Origin of the sequence: Allobosea massiliensis (assembly GCF_042655245.1) — a bacterium.
In the GTDB taxonomy this organism is placed as follows: domain Bacteria; phylum Pseudomonadota; class Alphaproteobacteria; order Rhizobiales; family Beijerinckiaceae; genus Allobosea; species Allobosea massiliensis.
The window spans coordinates 67483-87102 of record NZ_JBHSLU010000051.1 but is presented as its reverse complement, the minus strand read 5'-3'; the positions used below and the strand labels follow the sequence as shown (position 1 = coordinate 87102).

At 68.1% G+C, this 19620-nt stretch carries 25 protein-coding genes; 13 read left to right on the top strand and 12 right to left on the bottom strand.

Annotated features, from left to right (window positions below):
• Nucleotides 1-9 precede the first annotated feature (9 nt).
• Nucleotides 10-183, bottom strand: a complete 174-nt coding sequence (locus ACFPN9_RS16715; protein WP_082753366.1) for a Flp family type IVb pilin — start codon at nucleotides 181-183, stop codon at nucleotides 10-12.
• 90 nt (nucleotides 184-273) lie between these two features.
• Nucleotides 274-447: a Flp family type IVb pilin gene (locus ACFPN9_RS16710; RefSeq protein ID WP_082733071.1), complete on the bottom strand. Its 174-nt coding sequence runs from the start codon at nucleotides 445-447 to the stop codon at nucleotides 274-276.
• A 414-nt stretch (nucleotides 448-861) separates the two neighbouring features.
• Between ACFPN9_RS16710 and ACFPN9_RS16705 the strand changes: the two genes are divergently transcribed.
• The 3 genes from ACFPN9_RS16705 (at nucleotide 862) to ACFPN9_RS16695 (ending at nucleotide 2839) form a co-directional block, all read left to right on the top strand.
• A complete protein-coding gene (locus tag ACFPN9_RS16705; RefSeq protein WP_082734941.1) occupies nucleotides 862-1386 on the top strand; it encodes a pilus assembly protein N-terminal domain-containing protein in 525 nt (174 codons plus the stop codon).
• Nucleotides 1387-1583: 197 nt separating this feature from the next.
• A complete protein-coding gene (locus tag ACFPN9_RS16700) occupies nucleotides 1584-2207 on the top strand; it encodes a TadE/TadG family type IV pilus assembly protein (RefSeq protein ID WP_066734087.1) in 624 nt (207 codons plus the stop codon).
• A gap of 8 nt (nucleotides 2208-2215) precedes the next feature.
• Nucleotides 2216-2839: a TadE/TadG family type IV pilus assembly protein gene (locus ACFPN9_RS16695; protein ID WP_066734091.1), complete on the top strand. Its 624-nt coding sequence runs from the start codon at nucleotides 2216-2218 to the stop codon at nucleotides 2837-2839.
• A gap of 90 nt (nucleotides 2840-2929) precedes the next feature.
• Here ACFPN9_RS16695 and ACFPN9_RS16690 read toward each other — a convergent pair whose 3' ends face one another.
• The 7 genes from ACFPN9_RS16690 to ACFPN9_RS16660 form a co-directional block, all read right to left on the bottom strand.
• The gene (locus tag ACFPN9_RS16690; RefSeq protein ID WP_067254526.1) at nucleotides 2930-3490 is read right to left on the bottom strand and encodes a retropepsin-like aspartic protease family protein; all 561 of its coding nucleotides are present in this window, start codon (nucleotides 3488-3490) and stop codon (nucleotides 2930-2932) included.
• 175 nt (nucleotides 3491-3665) lie between these two features.
• Nucleotides 3666-4574 carry a ribokinase gene (locus ACFPN9_RS16685; RefSeq protein ID WP_066734101.1) on the bottom strand — a complete coding sequence of 303 codons (909 nt, stop codon included), beginning with the start codon at nucleotides 4572-4574 and terminating at the stop codon, nucleotides 3666-3668.
• Nucleotides 4571-5467, bottom strand: coding sequence for a 2-dehydro-3-deoxygalactonokinase (locus ACFPN9_RS16680; protein WP_066734107.1), 897 nt, complete (start codon nucleotides 5465-5467; stop codon nucleotides 4571-4573). Before ACFPN9_RS16680 ends, ACFPN9_RS16685 begins: the two co-directional genes overlap by 4 nt.
• Nucleotides 5468-5650: 183 nt before the next feature.
• A complete protein-coding gene (gene pcaG / locus ACFPN9_RS16675; protein ID WP_066717786.1) occupies nucleotides 5651-6241 on the bottom strand; it encodes a protocatechuate 3,4-dioxygenase subunit alpha in 591 nt (196 codons plus the stop codon).
• Nucleotides 6231-6941: a protocatechuate 3,4-dioxygenase subunit beta gene (pcaH, locus tag ACFPN9_RS16670; RefSeq protein WP_066717784.1), complete on the bottom strand. Its 711-nt coding sequence runs from the start codon at nucleotides 6939-6941 to the stop codon at nucleotides 6231-6233. Before pcaH ends, pcaG begins: the two co-directional genes overlap by 11 nt.
• A complete protein-coding gene (locus ACFPN9_RS16665; RefSeq protein WP_197426533.1) occupies nucleotides 6938-7711 on the bottom strand; it encodes a CoA-transferase subunit beta in 774 nt (257 codons plus the stop codon). Before ACFPN9_RS16665 ends, pcaH begins: the two co-directional genes overlap by 4 nt.
• Nucleotides 7708-8565 carry a CoA transferase subunit A gene (locus ACFPN9_RS16660; protein ID WP_377817260.1) on the bottom strand — a complete coding sequence of 286 codons (858 nt, stop codon included), beginning with the start codon at nucleotides 8563-8565 and terminating at the stop codon, nucleotides 7708-7710. The genes ACFPN9_RS16665 and ACFPN9_RS16660 overlap by 4 nt, the downstream gene beginning before the upstream one ends.
• Before the next feature lie 112 nt (nucleotides 8566-8677).
• On the opposite strand from ACFPN9_RS16660, the gene ACFPN9_RS16655 reads away from it, so the two are divergent.
• A complete protein-coding gene (locus tag ACFPN9_RS16655) occupies nucleotides 8678-9415 on the top strand; it encodes an IclR family transcriptional regulator domain-containing protein (protein WP_197426532.1) in 738 nt (245 codons plus the stop codon).
• Between the two features lie 11 nt (nucleotides 9416-9426).
• On the top strand, nucleotides 9427-10320 hold the full coding sequence (locus ACFPN9_RS16650) for an aldose epimerase family protein (RefSeq protein WP_066717772.1): 894 nt from the start codon (nucleotides 9427-9429) through the stop codon (nucleotides 10318-10320).
• 7 nt (nucleotides 10321-10327) lie between these two features.
• Here the strand turns inward: ACFPN9_RS16650 and ACFPN9_RS16645 are convergent, their stop codons facing one another.
• The gene (locus ACFPN9_RS16645) at nucleotides 10328-10978 is read right to left on the bottom strand and encodes a L,D-transpeptidase (RefSeq protein ID WP_082737663.1); all 651 of its coding nucleotides are present in this window, start codon (nucleotides 10976-10978) and stop codon (nucleotides 10328-10330) included.
• A gap of 235 nt (nucleotides 10979-11213) precedes the next feature.
• On the opposite strand from ACFPN9_RS16645, the gene ACFPN9_RS16640 reads away from it, so the two are divergent.
• Complete coding sequence (locus tag ACFPN9_RS16640; RefSeq protein WP_066717769.1) at nucleotides 11214-11966, top strand: sulfite exporter TauE/SafE family protein; 753 nt, start codon at nucleotides 11214-11216, stop codon at nucleotides 11964-11966.
• 23 nt (nucleotides 11967-11989) lie between these two features.
• On the opposite strand, the gene ACFPN9_RS16635 is transcribed toward ACFPN9_RS16640, so the two are convergent.
• Nucleotides 11990-12712, bottom strand: coding sequence for a carbonic anhydrase (locus ACFPN9_RS16635; RefSeq protein WP_066717766.1), 723 nt, complete (start codon nucleotides 12710-12712; stop codon nucleotides 11990-11992).
• A 278-nt stretch (nucleotides 12713-12990) separates the two neighbouring features.
• Between ACFPN9_RS16635 and ACFPN9_RS16630 the strand changes: the two genes are divergently transcribed.
• From ACFPN9_RS16630 to ACFPN9_RS16600, 7 genes are all read left to right on the top strand, one after another.
• Nucleotides 12991-13761 (top strand): helix-turn-helix domain-containing protein, encoded by a 771-nt coding sequence (locus tag ACFPN9_RS16630; RefSeq protein ID WP_066717763.1) that lies wholly within the window; start codon nucleotides 12991-12993, stop codon nucleotides 13759-13761.
• Between the two features lie 58 nt (nucleotides 13762-13819).
• Nucleotides 13820-14581 (top strand): imidazole glycerol phosphate synthase subunit HisF, encoded by a 762-nt coding sequence (gene hisF / locus ACFPN9_RS16625; protein ID WP_066717760.1) that lies wholly within the window; start codon nucleotides 13820-13822, stop codon nucleotides 14579-14581.
• Nucleotides 14582-14585: 4 nt separating this feature from the next.
• Nucleotides 14586-14903 (top strand): phosphoribosyl-ATP diphosphatase, encoded by a 318-nt coding sequence (locus ACFPN9_RS16620; RefSeq protein ID WP_066717757.1) that lies wholly within the window; start codon nucleotides 14586-14588, stop codon nucleotides 14901-14903.
• A gap of 54 nt (nucleotides 14904-14957) precedes the next feature.
• On the top strand, nucleotides 14958-15932 hold the full coding sequence (coaA, locus tag ACFPN9_RS16615; RefSeq protein WP_066717753.1) for a type I pantothenate kinase: 975 nt from the start codon (nucleotides 14958-14960) through the stop codon (nucleotides 15930-15932).
• 51 nt (nucleotides 15933-15983) lie between these two features.
• On the top strand, nucleotides 15984-16430 hold the full coding sequence (locus tag ACFPN9_RS16610) for a YqaA family protein (protein WP_066717750.1): 447 nt from the start codon (nucleotides 15984-15986) through the stop codon (nucleotides 16428-16430).
• An 81-nt stretch (nucleotides 16431-16511) separates the two neighbouring features.
• Nucleotides 16512-16862, top strand: a complete 351-nt coding sequence (locus ACFPN9_RS16605; protein ID WP_066717747.1) for a RidA family protein — start codon at nucleotides 16512-16514, stop codon at nucleotides 16860-16862.
• A gap of 71 nt (nucleotides 16863-16933) precedes the next feature.
• Nucleotides 16934-18325: a hypothetical protein gene (locus tag ACFPN9_RS16600; RefSeq protein WP_156446430.1), complete on the top strand. Its 1392-nt coding sequence runs from the start codon at nucleotides 16934-16936 to the stop codon at nucleotides 18323-18325.
• A 6-nt stretch (nucleotides 18326-18331) separates the two neighbouring features.
• Here ACFPN9_RS16600 and ACFPN9_RS16595 read toward each other — a convergent pair whose 3' ends face one another.
• The gene (locus tag ACFPN9_RS16595; protein ID WP_066717742.1) at nucleotides 18332-19492 is read right to left on the bottom strand and encodes an aminotransferase; all 1161 of its coding nucleotides are present in this window, start codon (nucleotides 19490-19492) and stop codon (nucleotides 18332-18334) included.
• Nucleotides 19493-19620 lie beyond the last annotated feature (128 nt).

Here is a 19620-nt window from a genome sequence, read left to right as displayed (position 1 = left end):
CGCTTGGGATCACTTGGCCTTGCCGAGTTCGGCGCCGACGTTCGTGAAGGTCGTCTTCAGGTTGGTGCCGAGCGTCGTCAGGGCGGTGATGCAGACGACGGCGACGAGCGCCGCGATCAGGCCGTACTCGATGGCGGTGGCGCCGGACTCATCCTCGACGAAGCGAACGAAAACGTTGGTCATGATTGAAGAACCTTTCGAAGCGAGCTGATCCCCGCTCTCGCTCGGGTCCCGCTTGTGGACCCGAGGAGAATCGGTGGACGCGATGGGGCCTTACTTGGCCTTGCCGAGTTCGGCGCCGACGTTCGTGAAGGTCGTCTTCAGGTTGGTGCCGAGCGTCGTCAGGGCGGTGATGCAGACGACGGCGACGAGCGCCGCGATCAGGCCGTACTCGATGGCGGTGGCGCCGGACTCATCCTTGACGAAGCGAGCGAAAACGTTGGTCATGTGAAACTCCTCTTGAACCACGGTTTGACGGCTGCCTTCGCTCTGATGTGGCTTCGGTCAGCGACGAGATGGACATTACCCCGCCCCTCTTGCTGACCGGTTAAGGCGAAAGAAGAATTCGCCCGTTCCGGCAGACATTCGAGCGATGGTTAACATCACATTTCAGCAATTCCCGATAGATTATATTTGATATATACATGATTATGACAGTTAACGTCTCGTTTTGAATGCAAGCTTTGCTGTCCGTCGGATCTTTTCTCGGGGAGCTCCGGGCTCGCCCATGCCCTCCCGCAAGAGCTCTGTCCCTGCGGCAGCGCTCCGTCCCCGCCCTTAAACCGGGATGACCGCCTGCGATTAGGGTTTGATTCATCATTTTCCGCTTTGCTGTCAGGACGAAAATCTTGAGGCTGCGCGATGTTCACTCTTCCGGCCGCTCTTCGGCGCCATCGGCCCGGCCTCGCCGGGCGCTTCGCCGCGCTTGCAGCAGCCGTCGCCGGGTTCGCGCTGACGGTCGGGACTGGGCCGGTGTGGGCGGCGCCAGCGGCCGGCAAAGTCGAGAGCGTGATCGTCAAGGTAGACCACGCCAAGGTCGTCCGGCTGCCGGAGAAGGCCCAGACGGTGATCGTCGGCAACCCCGCCATCGCGGATGTCGCCGTCCAGAAGAACGGCGTGATGATCGTCACCGGCAAGAGCTTCGGCGTCACCAACCTGATCGCGTTGGATGCAGCCGGCTCCCTCCTGGCGGAGTCGCTCGTGCGCGTGGGCGCGGATTCCGATTCCGTGCTGACCGTGCAGCGCGGGCTGGAACGGGAGAGCTATTCCTGCACGCCCGTCTGCCAGCCGGCAGCCCAGCTCGGCGACGCGCCGAAATACTTCGGCGAGGTCGGTTCCCAGGCCAGCACGCGGAATAGCGCGGCGCTGGGCGCGAGCAAGCGCTGAGACACGGCCGCACAGGGTTAAGGACCCGCTAACCGCGATTCGACCGCGAATGCCGCCGGTCTAACGGATCGGCAAGTCTTTGCCGTTTACATTGAAGGCGTCATCTGACCGATGCCGCATTCGACGAGACCAGGGGCGAAAGCCGGCCCGGTCCGTCGCGGCATCGACCTGCGACGCCAGAACGGGACCCGGACGGCATGACCGACGCTTCCTCAATCGCCCCCGAAGCGACCGCCGCAAGCAAGCCCCAGGCCCAGCGCCGTGCGCGACTGCGGCTGTTCGCGCGCTTCCGCCGCTCGGAAGACGGTGCGACCGCTGTCGAATTCGCAATGATATCGGCCCCGTTCTTCGCGCTGCTCCTCGCCATAGTCGAAACCGCGCTGATGTTCTGGACGAGCCAGGTGCTTGAGGAAGCGGTCTCGGAGACCTCGCGCCGGCTGCTCACCGGCGAGGCTCTGACCCGGTATACCGGTAACGCGGCGACCAACACGCAAGCGTTCAAGAACGACGTCTGCGCCAGTGCGCCGGGGCTCGTCGACTGTTCGAAGCTGGTGATCGACGTCCGCAGCTACAGTTCCTTCGCCAACGCCAAGAACGGAACCGACGGCACCAATCCCATCTCGGCCGGCGGGCTAAACACCACCGGCTTCGGCTACACCGCGCCACAGCCGCAGCAGATCGTCGTGGTCCGGGCCGTGCTCGAATATCCGCTCTACTTCACCAGCTGGAGCACGAGCCTCGTCAACATCGGCTCAGGACGTCGCGGCATCGTCGCCTCGACGACATTCCGGACCGAGCCCTTCAACGCGCCCGCGACATGAGGTCCCCGATGACGCGCGCTTGCGACAACATTTCGAACCGCAAGGCGGTTCGGCACCTCGCACAACGTTTTCGCCGCGATGCCCGCGGCGTCGCCGCGGTCGAGTTTGCGATGATCCTGCCGGCGATGCTGGCGATCTATTTCGGCATCGTCGAGACGGGCCAGGGCGTGATGATCGACCGCAAGGTGACGCAGCTGACGCGCTCGCTCGCAGACCTTACCGCTCAGTCCACCACAATCTCCGATACCGAGATGAGCAACATCTTCGACGCGGCCCAGACGGTGATGATGCCGTACACCAGCGCCAATCCGAAGATGTCGGTCCATCACATCGTCATCGACAGCGCCGGGGTCGCCAAGGTCTGCTGGAGCGAGCAGCGCAACTCGACGAAATACGCGCGCGGCACCACAGTCGCCATCCCGGCCGATCTGCGCCTGCCCAACACCTCGATCGTCATGGCGCAGGCGAGCTACGACTTCACGCCCGTCGTCGGCTGGATCATCAAGGGCGGCGCCATCACCATCGGCGGCGATCCGATCTATATGCGCCCGCGCTTGGGCAAGGCTGGTGGTACCGCGAGCATCGAGCAGATCGAGCGCTCCGGCGTCTCGATGTGCCCCGGCTTCAGCTGATCCGTCCGGATCGCCGGCATCAGGACACGATCAGCCTGCCAGCGGGTCCGCCGCCGGCAGGCTCGTTCTTTTGAAAAGGCACCCGCCCGCTCAGCCGCGCAGGATCATACGGCCGGTCTGGACCTCGTAGCCCCTGAGCTTCGCGAGAAAGGATGTGCCGAGCAAGCTCATCGAGAGCGCGCCTTCGGGCAACACGACAGCCTCGACATTCCGGACCAGGATCGAGCCGAGGCGGACCTCGCGCAACGTGACGCGCGCCCCTTTCACCGTGCCGTTGGCCGTGTTGAGCGTCATCCTGTAGTCGCCGGGCGAGGGGCGTAGGCCGAGAGCGTTCGCATCCCGCGCCGTCAGAGCGACGAGGCTCGCGCCGGTGTCCACGAGCATCTGGACACGGAAATTGTCGATCGATGGGTGAACGACGAAATGCCCGCGATAATCGGCCGCGACTGTCAGGGTCGGCGGCTCGGCAGAGCGATAGGGCGTGGCGGGCGGCTCGCTGGCCCGGTTCAATGCCGGACTCGCGGTCACGCTTGCAGCGCGGGGCGCTTCTCCCATCCCAACCCCGTTGGCCAATCTGCCACCAAAGGTCACCGCGCCCAGCGATGCGATCGCCGCGATCCCGAGCGCCCAGACGACTGGATTCTGCCCCATCGGCCGTTCTCCCCTCGATCCTTCAGAGGATGCGGCGCAGTTCCTGCCGAAGGGTGAAAGGGGAAGCCGGGGCGCGGCGCAATCCTCATCCCGGCATCGACGGAGAGAGAAGAGCCTTAACCCCGCCTTGCCGCGACCATGCGAAGGCGCGGCAAACGCACTGGAGGAAAACCTCTCAGAGGAAGGACTGGCCGACCAGAGCCTCAATCGCGTCCTTGCGCGGGATGCTCGGCTGGGCCCCGGCCGCCGTGCAGGCGAGCGAACCGGCCGCGAGGCCCCGCTGCAGGGCGCCGGAGAAGCCGTAGCCGGCGGCGAGTGCCGCAGCGAAGGCGCCGGTGAAGCTGTCTCCCGCCGCGACCGTATCGACCACGTTGATGGCGGGGGCTGCGAGCCGGCGGCGGACTCCGCCATGCCAGCCGACGACGCCCTCGGCGCCGAGCGTGACGATGCAGGCGATGCCGAGTTCCCCGTCGCAGCGGCGGGCGATGTCGTCGGGCTCCCGCTCGCCCCAGCCCAGCGACTGCGCCAGCACCAGCGCCTCGTGCTCGTTGGCGACGAGCATGTCGAGGCATTCGAGCAGAGCGGGATCGGGTGGCCCGGCTGGCGCGAGGTTGAGGATGACGCGGCCGCCGGCCTGCTTCATGCGCCGTGCCGCCTTGAGGCATTCCGCCTCCGGCACCTCGCGCTGGAGCAGCAGGATATCGCCCTCGCCGAGCGGCAGCGACGCCAGGGGCGTCGCGCTCGCCTCCACATTGGCGCCCGCAGCGACGACGATCTGATTGGCACCGTCGGCATCGACGGCGATGAAGGCGGCGCCGGTCGGGGCCTCGACCCGCGCGACCTCGGCGAGGTCGACGCCCTCGGCCGCCAGCAAGGAAAGCGCGATGTCGGCGAAAGCGTCGGTCCCGACGGCGCCGACGAGGCGCACCTCGGCACCGGCGCGGCGGGCGGCGAGCGCCTGGTTGGCGCCCTTGCCGCCGGGATGGAGGGCGTAGGAGGGTCCGATGACGGTCTCGCCGGCGCCGGGCAGACGCTCGACCGGCGTGACCAGATCGACATTGAGCGAACCGAAGACGACGATCATGCCGCGATGGCTCCGGCGAGGCGACGGATGCCGGCGACGAAGGCGGCTTCCGGCGTGGTGACGGTCGCCGTCAGTCCCGCCGCGACCAGGCCGGCACCATAGCTCTCCGCCATGGCGCCCTCGGCGACGAGATGGACGGTGTCATGCCGCCCGGACAACGCCAGCGCACCAGCGATCTCGTGGCCGACCAGCAGGGCCGAAAGATAGGGCCCGACGGCCGAACCCGGCAGGCGCCCGGCCAGCACCTCTGAGCGGGCCGCGAAGGCGGTGTTGAGCAGGCCGCCCGGGCGTCGCGCGGCGGCAAAGCCCGCCGCCAGGCCCAGCCGCGCCCCCTCCTCGCTCGGCTCTTCGGCGAGCCTGGAGAGGATCGAGTTCTGCCGCAGCAGGCCCCAGATCTCGCCGGTCATGAAGCTGGCGAAGCGGGTGATCCGTCCGCCCTCGACGAGGGCCCATTTCGAATGCGTGCCGGGCAGGCAGGCGATGCCGTCCCCCAACCCGAGCCCGACGATCAGGGTCTCTTCGCCGCGCATGACGTCGAAGGCACCCTCATCGCAGGAGAGGCCGGGCAGGATGAGCGCAGGCGTGCCGTCGGCCAGCGCGACCGTCAGTCCGGCCGCGGCAATGGCATCCGGCGAGGCGGGGCACGGCACATAAGCCGCCTCGACCCAGCCATTGCGGCTGCCGACCATGCCGGCCAGCACGATTTGCGCCTCGGGCGCCATCCGGCGCAGGTCGCCGGCGATGGCCTCGAAGGCGGCCGGGAAGCCACCTGCGGGAACCGACTGGATGCCCTGGTCGGCACTGCGGCGCTCGAGAACCTCTCCTGTTTCCGAAATGAGAAAGGCGCGGGCGCGGGTTGTGCCCCAGTCGAGCGCGATCACGGGTCTGGGCATGGGGGAAGGCTCCGGGACCCCCTCCCCCTCGTGGGGAGGGGCAGGGGTGGGGGGCGAACGACCGGGTGACAGTTGCACCACCAAAAGCGCTGGATCAACCGTTCACGCCTCGATGAATGCGAGGCGCTCCCCCTTTACGCCCCCCACCCCTAACCCCTCCCCACAAGGGGGAGGGAAATAGCCTCACGCCGCGAAAAAGACCGTCTCGTTCTCGCCCTGCAGATGGATGTCGAAGCGGAAGCTGCCATCGGGCTGGCGCGTCGCGATGAGAGTCTGGCGCCGCTCGGCGGGCACCAGCGCCAGCACCGGATCGGCCGAATTCGCCGCTTCACCTTCGAAATAGATCCGCGTCGTCAGCCGGGTGAGGAGGCCGCGGGCGAAGACGGAGAGCGAAAGATGCGGCGCCTGCATCGTCCCGTCCGGGGAGGCGACAGGGCCGGGTCGAATGGTCTCGATCTGGAAGGCGCCCTCGGCCGTCGTCTCCACGCGGCCAAAACCGGTGAAGCCGGCATTGCCGACGGCGTTGTAGCGGCCCTGCGCGTCGGCCTGCCAGCTCTCGAGCATGGCGTCTCCCACCGGCACGCCGTCGCCGTCATAGACCGTGCCGGCGATGCGGATGCGCTCGCCGGCAACGCCCTCGGCCGCGATGGTCCCGGTCGCGAGTTCGCTGCCGCCATAGGCGCGCGGCGTCAGCGCATAGGCGAAGAAGGGGCCGATGGTCTGCGACGGCGTGATGCCGAGCGGCGCCCCGACTGTCTGGGGATCAGTGCTCATGCGGCTCCTCCACCGGCGTCGCGTTGCGCCCGCGCAGGACGATGTCGAACTGATAGCCGAGCGCCCATTCCGGCTCGGTCGTGGCGAGGTCGAAGCGCGAGACGAGGCGCTCGCGCACCTGCGCGTCGGTGATCGACTGGAAGATCGGATCGTATTTGAACAGCGGATCGCCCGGGAAATACATCTGCGTGATGACCCGCGACAGGAAGCTCGGCCCGAAGAGCGAGAAATGGATATGGGCCGGGCGCCAGGCATTGTGGTGGTTGCGCCAGGGATAGGCGCCGGGCTTCACCGTGACGAAACGGTAGCGCCCTTCCGCATCCGTCAGGGCCCGGCCCGCCCCGGTGAAGTTGGGGTCGAGCGGGGCCGGATGCTGATCGCGGACATGGACATAGCGCCCGGCCGCATTGGCTTGCCAGATCTCGATCAGCGTATGCGGCACCGGCCGGCCGTCCTCGTCGAGCACACGACCCGAGACGATGATGCGTTCGCCCAGCGGCTCGCCTGCATGCTGGCGGGTGAGGTCCGAATCGCCCGCGGCCACGGCCGAATGCCCGAAGACCGGGCCGGTCGTCTCCGAGAGGGTGTGCGGCAGCAGGATCAGCGGCTTCGACGGCGCGCGCTTCACCGTCGAGCCATAGGCGGGCGAGGCGTTCGCCGGATGCGCGGCCAGGCTCTCGCGCGGATAGATCAGGCTCATGCCGCCACCCCATGCGCTTGCTTGGTGCGGGTGTGGAGATCGCGCAGCACCGACAGTTCTTGCTCCGTCGCCGCCGGCGTTTCCGCGACGTCGGCCGCGAAGCGCAGCGCCCAGCCGCAACCGGCCTGGACCTGCTCGCGCGTCACGCCAGGATGCAGCGAGACGACGGTGAGTTCGGCGGTCTCGGGATCTGGCTCGAGCACGCAGAGATCGGTGATGACCTTGGTCGGGCCCTTCGTCTTCAGGCCGAGCGCGGCGCGGTCCCCCTTGCTCTTGCCGTGGCCGAAGGAGGTGATGAAGGGCAGCCTGTCGACGAAGGCGCGGGTGCCCATCGCCATGGTGATGAAGATCTGGCCGCAATTGCTGGCGATCTCGGGCGCGCCGCCGCCGCCGGGCAGACGGACCTTGGGCTGATCATAAGGACCGACGACGGTGGTGTTGAGATTGGCGAAGCGGTCGATCTGCGCGCCGCCGAGGAAGCCGATGGTGATGCGCCCGCCCTGCAGCCAGTAACGGAACATCTCGGGCACCGCGACGGTGGTCAGCGCCGTGTCGCAAAGCTCGCCGTCGCCGATCGAGAGCGGCAGCACGCTGGGTCGCGTCGAGAGCGTTCCGGATTCGTAGATCAGCGTGATCTTGGGCGCATGGGTGAGGCGGGCCAGGTTGCAGGCGGCCGAGGGAGCGCCGATGCCGACGAAGCAGACATCCTGGTTCGTCAGCAGCCGCGCGGCCGCGATCGTCATCATCTCGGTGGGGGTCGCGCTCATCAGGCTGCCTCCTTCCGGGCCTGCGCATGGCGGGCGAAGACATCGGGCCCCTTGTCCAGCACGTTGTCCTTGATCCAGGCCAGGAAGGTCTCACGCTCGCGGGCGATCTTGTCCCAGGCGATGTAGAAATCGTTGGCCCGCTTGTAATAGCCATGGGCGTAGGACGGGTAGGCACCGCCCGGCACATGCGCGATCGCCGTGACGGCCCAGGAGGGCAGGATCACCGCATTGGCGTTGCGCGGGCCGAAATCGTCGACGATCTCCTCGACCGTGACGAGCGAGCGCTTCGCCGCCAGAACCGCCTCCTTCTGCACGCCGACGATGCCCTCGAGCAGGACATTGCCCTCACGGTCGGCCTTCAGCGCGTGGATGATCGCGGCATCGGGGCGGATCGCAGGCACCGTCGCCAGCACCTCGCCGGTATAGGGGCAGGTGACCGAGCGAATCTGCGGGTTGACGCTGGGCAGATCGACGCCCTTGTAGCCGCGGAAGACGGCGAAGGGCAGGTTCGCCGCGCCCGCCTCATAGGCGTTGGCCATGGCGGCGTGGCTGTGCTCCTCGATCTCCAGCTTGTGCGGCCAGCCATTCTCGACCGCGTCCCGGAAGCGATGCAGCGAGCCGACGCCGGGATTGCCGCCCCAGGAGAAGATCAGCTTTTCCGCGCAGCCGGTGCCGATCAGCTGGTCGTAGATCAGGTCCGGCGTCATCCGGATCAGCGTCAGACGGCGCTTGCCCTGACGAATTACCTCGTGTCCCGCCGCATGCGGAATGAGATGGGTGAAGCCCTCCATCGCGACGGAACAGCCATCGCTGAGGACCGCCTCGATTCCCTGGGCGAGGGAGACGAATTCCGCCACCTTGACATCTCCTCATCATGTGCGTTTATCGCACAGCGTTCTCATAATCGAACTTTATGATCTGGCAGGCGGGTGGTCAAGGATGACGGGGGAGGCGCCGGACCGCGACCATATGGCGGCCCTCGAAAAGGGGCTGGCGGTGATCGAATGCTTCGACGCCGCGCATGACAAGCTGACGATCGCCGAGGTCGCGCGCGCGACCGGTTTGACGCGGGCCGCCGCGCGGCGCTGCCTGCTGACGCTGACCAAGATCGGCTATGCCAGCTTCGACGGAAAATTCTTCACGCTGACGCCGCGGGTGCTGCGGCTCGGCCATGCCTGGCTAGCCTCGGCCGCCCTGCCCCAGCTCGTCCAGCCCTTTCTGGAGCGCCTGTCCGAGGAGACCCATGAGTCCTCGTCGGCCTCGCTGCTCGACGGGCACGAGATCGTCTACATCGCGCGCTCGGCCCAGAGGCGGATCATGTCCGTCGGGCTCTCGGTCGGCACGCGGCTGCCGGCCTCCTGCACCTCGATGGGTCGCGTGCTGCTGGCGGCGCGCGATCCCGCCGACGCCCGGGCGCGCATTCTGGCGGGTAAGCCCCGTGCCCTGACACCCCACACCGTGACCGACCCCGACCGCCTGGCGGAGATCCTGGCCGGGGTGCAGGCTCAGGGCTACTGCATCGTCGACCAGGAACTCGAACTGGGCCTGATTTCCATCGCCATGCCCCTCATGAACGCGCGCGGCGAGGTGGTGGCCGCCTTCAACCTCTCCGGCCAGGTCCAGCGCAGCTCGGCTGCGGAGATGGCGGAGCGCTTCCTGCCGGGCATGCGCCAGCTCCAGGCGCTGCTGCGCCCCCTGATCAGCTGAAGGACGACGCCATGCTGGAGCTGAAGGCGGGGCCGCTGAGCGCCCGCATCCACCCGGAGATCGGCGGCATCATCGCCGGGCTGGAGTGGCGGGGGCCGGATGGCCGCCTGCATCCCCTCTTGCGCGCCCCGCCGGGCCTCGCGCCTTCGACCGCAGCCCCCAACAAGATGGGAAGCTGGGCGATGGTGCCCTTCGCCAACTGCGCCTTCGACAGCCTCATTGACGATGGCGAGCAACGCATCGCACTACCGGACAACAGGCTGGGCGGCGGACACTGCATCCATGGCTTTGGCTGGCAGTCCGACTGGGCCCTACTCGATCATACCGCCGGCCATACCATTCTGGAACACCGGCGCGAGGCGGGTCCCGACCCGTATCGCTACCGGGTAACCCAGGACATCGTGCTCGACGAGGCCGGTCTGACCGTCAAACTCGCGGTCACCAACGAGGCGGACCAGGCCCTACCCTACGGCCTGGGTCATCACCCCTGGTTTCCCGCGGCGCCGGATACGCGGCTGCGGATGAAGGCGCGCGGGGCGCTTCTGTTCGGCGGCGAGGGCTATCGTGCCACCGGCTCGCGCGGTCTCGACGCCGGCGGCCCCTATGCGGAGGGCGCGGTCTTTGCGACGGGCGGGGAGGTCGCCTGGAGTTTCCTGGGCTGGGACGGGACGGCGCGGATCGAAACGCCCTCGACCGGGCTCGCCATCACCCTGACGGCCAGCGAGAGCCTGCGCTGCCCGGTGGTCTGGGCGCCGCCGGAGGCGGATTTCCTCTGCGTCGAGCCGCAGAGCCACGCGATCGGCTCCCCCAGCGAGAGGGCGGCGCGCGAGGCGGCTCCGCTCACGCGGCTGTCTCCCGGCGAGACGCTGGAAGGCTGGCTGCGGATCGTGCCCGAGGCGCTGTGAGCGCGGCTCAGCGCCAGCGCGGGCCGGTCTCGTAATAGCGCTGCAGGTTGGTCGGCTGGTAGCCATAGGCGCCGGCCGGAATGGCCGGCCGCAGCAGAATCTGCTCGCGGGCGGCATCCCAGTTCGGCGCCTTGCGCTGCTGGGCGACCGCAGCGGGCTTCTTGCTCTTGGCCGTGGCGATCTTGGCCTTGCCACCGCCCGAGGCCTTGGCGAATTGCGAGAGATTGTCAGGCGCCGCACCATTCAGCGCGATCCGCGTCTGGCTGGCGCCGTGCTTCTTCACGAGGGCGAAGAGCTTGGCGGCGTTGGCCGGGTGCAGGCGGATGCAGCCATGGGAGGCCGGGCGCCCGAGCGCGCCGACAGCGGTCGTGCCATGGATGGCATAGCCGCCGCGGAAGAACACGGCATGGGGCATCGCCCCGCCATATTTGCGCGAGTACCAGTTCTTCTCCAGCCGGGTCGGGCGATAGACGCCGTTGGGTGTGCGGTAGCCCTTGCGGCCCGAGGAGATCGCCCAGTTGTAGCTCTCGCCGTCCGTGGTGGTGACCTGGATGCGCTGGGCGGCGATGTCGACACGGACATCGACACCGGCTTCAGCCGAGGCGATGCCGACGAGCGACAGGAAACAGGCGGCCAACAGGCCGAACAGACGACGCATCACACCCCTCCGAAACCACGCAACCGCTGAACGCCTCGGCCTTGTCCTGCACCGGGATCGGGCCCGGAGCGGCGGCCATTGCCGATCAGCAAACGCCGACAGCCGGCGCTTGTAAAGCGCGCGGCCCAATCGTGGTTTCCGGACCGGGGCAGGCTCTCGTCCTCACAGCTTTGCGGGGAGCGCTGGCAGGTGTAGCAAAAGGCGTCCCATCTTCTCCCGGCGCTCCCGGTCCTCCATGCTCGACATGCTCCTGCCGGCCGGCGTCGCGCCCGCCATCGCGCTGCTGCTGATCGCCGTCAGCTTCCTGACCTCGGCCTTCACCGCCGCCTTCGGCATCGGCGGCGGGGTGGCGATGCTCGGCGCGCTCGCCGGCACCGTGCCGCCCTCGGTGATCATCGCGGTTCACGGGCTGGTCCAGGTCGGCTCCAATGTCGGGCGCACCTATGTGCAGCGGGCGCACGCGCTCTGGCCGCTGGTGGCGCGCTTCACCGCGGGGTCCGTGATCGGGGCCGTGATCGGCGCGCTGCTGGTGGTCGAACTGCCCGAGCGCATCCTGCTCGGCCTGCTCGGCGCCTTTATCCTCGTCATGACCTGGCTGCCCAAGCCGCGGATCCCCGGGCTGGCCTCGAGCGGACTGGTGATCGGCGGAGGGCTCTCGACCATCATCACCATGTTCGTCGGCGCGACCGGGCCCTTCGTCCAGGCGCTGCTGCTGCCGCTCAAGCTGGAGAAGCGCCAGCTGATCGCCACCCATGCCGCCTGCACGACGATCCAGCACCTGCTCAAGGTCTTCGCCTTCGGCGCGCTGGGCTTTGCCTTCTCGGACTGGCTGCCGTTGATCGGCGCCATGATCGTCTCGGGCTTCGCCGGGACGATGCTGGGGACGAGGTTGCTGGAACGGCTGCCGGAGCGCTGGTTCGCGATCGCGATCAAGGCGATCCTGACGGTGGTCGGCATCGACCTGCTGCGCCGCGCCGCCGGCTTCTGACGCGGCGGTCGTCTCACACGACCTCAGATGAGCTTCACCTTGCCTGTCGCGAGATCATAGACGCCCCCGGCGACGGTGAGCTTCTTCTGCGCCACGCGCTCGGCGAGGATCGGAGCGGCGCTCTTCAGCCGCTCGACATTGAGGCGGACATTGGCCTCGATGGCCGACTCCAGCAGATCGGCTGCGCCCGTCTTCTGCGCGTCGAGCACGGCCGGCTTGATCGCATTGATCAGCGAGGGCAGGTGGCCGGGCAATTGCGTGCCGTTCTTCACGACGTCGATCGTGGAGGCGATGGCGCCGCAGCGCGTGTGACCGAGCACCAGAATCAGGGGCGATTGCAGCACAGCGGCGCCGAATTCCAGGCTCGCCAGCCCATCCTCATTGACGAAATTGCCGGCGACCCGGACCACGAAGAGATCGCCGGCGCCCTGGTCGAAGGCAAGTTCGGGCGCGAGACGGGAATCGGCGCAGCTGACGATCGAGGCAAAGGGGTGCTGCGAACGCGTCCGGGCGGCGCGGCCGGCCGAGAAGTCGCGCTGATTGGGCTTGTTGGCCGCATAGCGGGCATTGCCGGCCATCAGCCGGTCGAGCGCCTCCGTGCCGGTGATCGGCGCGGGCGCGGCGGTCGCTTGCGCCCAGCCCGGCCCGGCGAGGCCGGCCGAAAGCGCGAAACCTGCGCCGAGGCCGAGCGCGGCCCGGCGGGACAGGGAGGAAAAGCGGGCGTTCGAGGCACAGCGGTCGCACATGGGAGCCATCCTTCAGGCCAGCCGCAGCGTCCACATCCGGATGAAGCGACACGCCCGGCTTGCCTTGCGACAGTATCGATGCTGCGATAGTGGAACAGTCCAAAGTCTGCATCGTTCTTTCGACAGCGAGGACTTGCTGAACGATCCTTGAAAGAGGCTGTTATCTTCCGTTGAATTACAATTCGCGCCAAATTATTCCGATTTCGCGGGCCGCCACCGGGCCTGCCAGCTACCCGCGCGCGATTCTCCATTGTGCGGACTCCGTGCTGCGGATGCATATGGCCGAAAAGATCGTCAGCAAGATCTTCGGTCGCAACCTTCAGTCCCACGCCGCGGGTCTCGTCGTCGTCATGCATTGCGAGGCCGAGCGCGGCGCCGGTCCGAGGCCGACTCTGGCGCTGGTCCAGCGCGAGATGGGCAGCGCCCGCACGCTCGCCGCCTTCTTCGGGCTGCTGCGGCTCGCCGGCTATGTGACGCGCGAGCCCGTGCCCGGCGATGCCCGTTCGGCCTGGCTGGTGCCCGCCCCGCCGCTCTATGAGGGGCTGCGGCAATGGCTGTCGCACCATGCCCGCTGCGGCGAGCTCCTGGGCCTGGCCGAGCCCGGGCTGGCGGAACGGCTGCGCAGCGACGATGCCTTCCTTCGGCTGTTTCTGGGCCATGCCCGTGATCTCTTCGCGCGGACGCGGGAAGCGACGGCCGGAAACGGCGCATGGGCCTGGCTCGATCGCTTCGATTGCGGGGATCGGATCGGCCTAATTCTGCTCGGCGCCCATCATCGCGCAGCGATGGCCGAGCCCGGCGATCTGGCCTGGTTCGACCTTCACGCCCGCGAGGTCGCCGCGCGCCTTGGCCTCTCCCATTCGCATGTCCGCAATGTGATCAACCGGTCCGAGGCGGAGGGGCTGCTGGTGCAGGACCGCAGCCGGGGCCGGGTCGCGCTGACGCCGCGCCTGCTGACGGAGAGCGAGGCGTGGTTTCGCAGCTTCTGGGGCTGGATCGCCGAAACAGCGCAAAGGGCGCAGGCCGCCGAGGCGCCGCCGCCGGGGTGACGGCGGAGCCGAAATCCGGCATAGGCTCGCGCCAGCCCTCCTGGAAGCCGGCTCTGCCATGCTCAAGACCCGCATCATTCCCTGCCTCGACGTCAAGGACGGCCGCGTCGTCAAAGGCGTGCAATTCCTCGACCTCGTCGATGCGGGCGACCCCGTGGAGGCCGCCAAGGCCTATGATGCGGCCGGGGCCGACGAACTCTGCTTCCTCGACATCACCGCCAGCCACGAGGATCGCGGCATCCTGTTCGACGTGGTGACGCGGACGGCAGAAGCCTGCTTCATGCCGCTTACCGTCGGCGGCGGGGTGCGCAAGGTCGAGGACATCCGCGGGCTCCTGCTGGCGGGCGCCGACAAGGTCTCGATCAACACCGCCGCCGTGACCAACCGGCAGTTCGTCAAGCAGGCGGCCGAGAAGTTCGGCGACCAGTGCATCGTCGTCGCGATCGACGCCAAGCAGGTTTCGCCGGGGCGCTGGGAGATCTTCACCCATGGCGGCCGCAACCCCACGGGTCTGGAGGCGGTGGCCTTCGCGCAGGAGGTCGTCTCGCTGGGTGCCGGCGAATTACTGGTGACCTCGATGGACCGCGACGGCACCAAGGTCGGCTACGATCTCGGCCTGACGCGCGCGATCGCGGATGCGGTCAGCGTCCCGGTGATCGCCTCGGGCGGCGTCGGCGACCTCGACGATCTCGTCAACGGCGTGCGAGAGGGCCATGCCTCGGCCGTGCTCGCGGCCTCGATCTTCCATTTCGGCACCTACACCATCCCCGAGGCCAAGGCGCATATGGCGCGGGCGGGCTTGGCGATGCGGCTGGATTGAAGCGATGACCTTCACCCTCACCGATCTCGAAGCCCGCATCGCCGAGCGCGCTGGCGCGTCCGCAGACGAATCCTGGACGGCCAAGCTCCTCGCGGCCGGGCCGGAGCGCTGCGCCAAGAAATTCGGCGAGGAGGCGGTCGAGGCCGTGATTGCCGCCGTGAAGGGCGACCGGGAGGAACTGATCGCGGAAAGCGCGGATGTGCTCTATCATCTCTTGGTTGTACTCAAGGCCCGCGATGTTGCATTGCAGGACGTGTTGAGCCAGCTTGAGGCCCGCACCGTGCGCTCCGGTCTGGCGGAGAAAGCCGCACGCCCCCGTTGACGAATCGAGGCTAGTCCTGCGTTGAACCTCGAAGCCTGGATTGCGGGCCGCCCCATGGACCAGCGCGCGATGCCCGCCCCGGCCCTTCCCGAACTCGATTCGCCCTATCGCAGCTTCACCCGCGACGAGTGGGCGCATTTGCGCGCCGACACGCCGCTGACGCTGTCGGTCGACGACCTGACCAAGCTGCAGTCGATCAACGACCCGATCTCGCTCGACGAGATCGTGGCGATCTACCTGCCGCTGTCGCGGCTTCTCTCGCTTTATGTCGCGGCGACGCAGGGGCTGTTCAAGGCCACGCAGCGCTTCCTGCTGGCCGAGGCCGAGGTCAAGGTCCCCTACATCATCGGGGTCGCCGGCTCGGTCGCGGTCGGCAAGTCGACCACGGCGCGCGTGCTCAAGGCGCTGCTCTCGCGTTGGCCGAACACGCCCAAGGTCGAGCTCGTCACCACCGACGGCTTCCTGCTGCCGAACGCCGAGCTCGAGCGGCGCGGGCTGATGCAGCGCAAGGGCTTCCCCGAAAGCTATGACGGCTCGGCGATCCTGCGCTTCCTCTCCGACGTCAAGGCCGGCAAGCCGCAGGTCAAGGCGCCGGTCTACTCCCACCTCGTTTACGACGTGGTGCCGGGCGAGACGGTGACGGTCGAGCGGCCGGACATCCTGATCCTCGAGGGGCTGAACGTGCTGCAGCCGAGCCGGATGCCGAAGGACGGCACGGTCATCCCCTTCGTATCCGATTATTTCGATTTCTCCGTATATCTCGACGCCGACGAGAACGACCTTCATCGCTGGTACGTCAACCGTTTCATGACGCTGCGCCAGACCGCCTTCCGCGACCCGCGCTCCTTCTTCCGGAAATATGCCGAGATCCCGGAGGAGGAAGCGCTGACGATCGCGGAGAACCTCTGGACCGGGATCAACCTGCCGAATCTGCAGGAGAACATCCTGCCGACGCGTCAGCGCGCCAGCCTGATCCTGACCAAGGGCGCGAGCCACCGGATCCAGCAGGTCGCGCTGCGGCGGCTCTGAGGCGATGACGCCCCGCGCAGCCCCGATCCGCTTCTCAGACATGGCGCATTGATGGAGACCTTCTGGTCGCTGGCCGGCATGGCGGGCGCGGCCTTCGTCGCCGCGACGCTGCTGCCGGCGCAATCGGAAGCGGTATTCCTCGGCCTGCTGGCCGCGAAGACGGTGGATCCGCTGCTGCTGTTCGGGGTCGCCAGCCTCGCCAACACCGCCGGCTCGGTCCTCAATTGGTGGCTCGGCCGGCTGATCGCGCGTCACGGCGTCGAGAAACTGCCGCGGCGGCTGCGGCCCGATCCGCGGCGGCTGGCCCAGGCGCAGGGCTGGTTCGCCCGCTTCGGCTGGCCGTCCCTGCTCTTCGCCTGGCTGCCGATCGGCGGCGATCCGCTGACCTTCGTGGCCGGCACGTTGAACTACCCGCTCGGGCGTTTCATCCTGCTCGTATTCGCCGGCAAGGCAGGCCGCTACGGCGTCCTGTTAGCCGGCTGGAATTCGTTGACGTAAGGACACTTCCGCAACCTGAGCGGCGTTGCGCCGGGCTTGCGCACAGGCTACCAGCGGACGCCCTTTCCTGGAGATCTGATCATGAGCATTCAGCGCATCGCCGTCGGTCCGCGCATGTCCAAGGCCGTCGTCCATGGCGACACCGTCTATCTGGCGGGTCAGGTCGCGGACAAGGCCGCGGGCAAGAGCGTCGCCGAACAGACCGAGGAAATCCTCGGCATCATCGACGGGCTGCTGGCCGAGGCCGGCACCGACAAGAGCAAGCTGCTGATGGTCAACATCTGGCTGTCCGACATGTCCACCTTCGCCGAGATGAACGGCGTCTGGGACAAATGGGTCGTCGCCGGCCAGACGCCCGGCCGCGCCACGGTGGAGGCGAAGCTGGCGGCGCCGCAATTTTCCGTCGAGATCGCCGTCATCGCGGCGAAGTGAGTCCAGCCTGCGCCCCCCGAGACGGGGCGCAGGTTTCTGGCCGTGATCCGCAGGAGACGGGAGGCGGCATCGTGACCTCTCAGACCGACATGTCCGCGATGATCGCGAGGATCGCCGACCGGCACGACGTGCCCCTGGCGGTTCTGCTCGCGACCATGGCCAGCCTCGTCAAGAGCGGCGTCCGCCCGAATCTGGCGCGTCTCGAGCAGTTGCTCGGGCGCAAGGCCCGGGAGGTCGTCGCGCTGCGGCGCCGACTCTCGCCCCCGAGCCAGGACCCCGTCGTCGACGAGGCGCGACGCAAGGCCTCCCGTGCGCTCGAAGCCGGGCAGTTCGCCGAGATCGAGCGCGCCCTCGCGCAGCTCGAGCTCCACTTCTTCGGCGGCATGACGGATCTTTCCACCATGCCGGCGGACCGGCGCGTCGCCGCCGGCGAAACCCGCAGCGACCGCGCCGCCACGGCGCTGCTCGAACTCAGCCCGACCGCCTGCCGCGAGGCCTCGCAGCGTTATGCGGAGGCTGCCGCCATCATCGGGCTGGCGGATATTCCCCGAAGCCGCGACATGGCCCTGCGCCAGGGCGACGCGCTGGCCCGGATCGGCGAGGATTTCGGCGATGCGGCGGGCTTCGAGGCCGCGATCGAGCATTTCCGCAGGCTCCTGAACGGGCTCGACAATCTCGACGACACCGCCGCCTGGGCCGCCGTGCAGGAACGGCTGGCGCGCACGCTGGCGGGGCTCGCCGGGCTGACCGGCGAGGAGCGGCGACTGACCGAGGCTCTCGCCTGCTGCCGCGCCGCGCTCGACGACCTGCGTCACGAACAGGCCCCGCTGCTCTGGCGGGCCCTGAAGCTACGGTTTGCCCGGATCGCGATCCCGCTCGCCGAAGAGCGTGAGGACGATGCGTTGCTGGAGGAGGCGATCTCGGCTCTCGCCACGGCTCTCGCCCGCTGGAACCGGGACGGCGACGAGGTGCGCTGGCTCGAGGCCGAGCAGCTGATTTCGCGCGGGCGGGCTGCTCTGGGACGACGGACCAGCGATCTCGCCTTGCTGGAGCGCGCCTTCAACGGCTTCAACCGGGTCGCCAAGACGGTGAACCGGCAGCGCGAGCCGCTGCGCTGGGCCGAATTGCAGGACCAGATGGGCGGCGTCCTCGCGGCGATGGGCGAGCGTTATAGCGAATCGGTGGTGCTGGAGGAGGCCGTTGCCGCCTTCGATGCGGCGCTCGAGGAGCGCCGGCGCGAGCGCAGCCCGCAACTCTGGGCGGCGAGCGCCGCCAATCAGGGGCTGGCCTCGATGCAGCTCGCAGCCCGGCGCAAGGACCAGGGGCTGGCGCAGCGAGCCTTGCTTCAGATCGCCGCGGCGGTCGAGGCGATGCGAGAGGCCGGGAACGGCGCCGAGGTGGCCGCCCTGCAGAAGAAGCTCATCCAGGCCGGCAGCCTGGCCGAGGCGATGAGCAGGGGCTGAGCGCGGTCAGGCGAGGGACACTGCGCGCTGACGCTTCGCCAACCGCGTCAGGGCCTCGTCCAGCGTGGCGTCGCGCTTGGCGAAGCAGAAGCGCACTACGGTCTTCACTGCGGCCTGGTCATAGAAGGCACTGACGGGAATCGCGGCGACGCCGTGCTCGGTCACCAGCCGGCGGCAGAAATTGACATCGTCGCTTTCGCCCAGTGGCGCGATGTCGACATTGAGAAAATAGGTCCCGACGCTGGGCAGCACGCTGAAGCCGAGGTCCGTCAGACCCTGCGCGAAGCGGTCGCGCGAGCGCTGGAAATCAGCCCGCATCCCCTCGAAATAGCCGTCCTCCTTGCCGAGCCCGTAGGCGACGGCCGCCTGCAGGTTGGGGGGCGTGGTGAAGGTGATGTACTGGTGCGCCTTGGCCAGCACCTTCATCAAGGGCGGGGCCGCCATCACCAGCCCGACCTTCCAGCCGGTCAGGGAAAAGATCTTGCCCGCCGAGGAGATCTTGACCGTGCGCTCGCGCATGTCGGGGCGGCCGAGCACCGGCACGTGGCGGTGGCCGTCGAAGACGACATGCTCCCAGACCTCGTCGCAGATCGCGATCGCATCGTGGCGGATGCAGAAATCGGCGAGGAGATCGAGATCGGCCCGGGAGAAGATCGTCGCCGTCGGATTCAGCGGGTTGTTGAACAGCACCGCCTTGGTGCGCGGCGAGAAAGCGGCGGCCAGCGCCTCTTCACTCAGGCCAAACTGCGGCGGCTTCAGCGTCACGAATTTCGGGATGCCGCCGGCGCGGCGCACCAGCGGGACATAGGCATCGTACATCGGCTCGAACAGCACGACCTCATCGCCCGGCGACAGGATCGCCATCAGCGCGCCCGCGATCGCCTCGGTCGCGCCAGACGTGACCATGATCTCCGTCTCGGGATCGAGATCCAGCCCCTGCCAGCGCTTGTAATGGGCCGCCGTGGCCCGGCGCAGCTCCGGCAGGCCCATCATCGGCGGATACTGGTTCCAGCCGTCGACCACGGCATCGGCCGCCTTGCGCCGGACATCGAGGGGGCCCGGATCGTCGGGGAAGCCCTGGCCGAGATTGACGGCGCCGGTCTCGCGCGCGAGCTGCGACATCACCTCGAAGACACTGGTCGAAAGGGCGGAGAAGATCGGGTTCATCGCATGGGTCGCCTGAGCGGAAGAACAGGGCCGCGCGTCTAGCATGCCGACGGCTGCGACGCACGCCGGCTCCCGCGCGACAACCCGTTACAAAATGCCGAGTGATGAATGTTGACATTCATCACAAC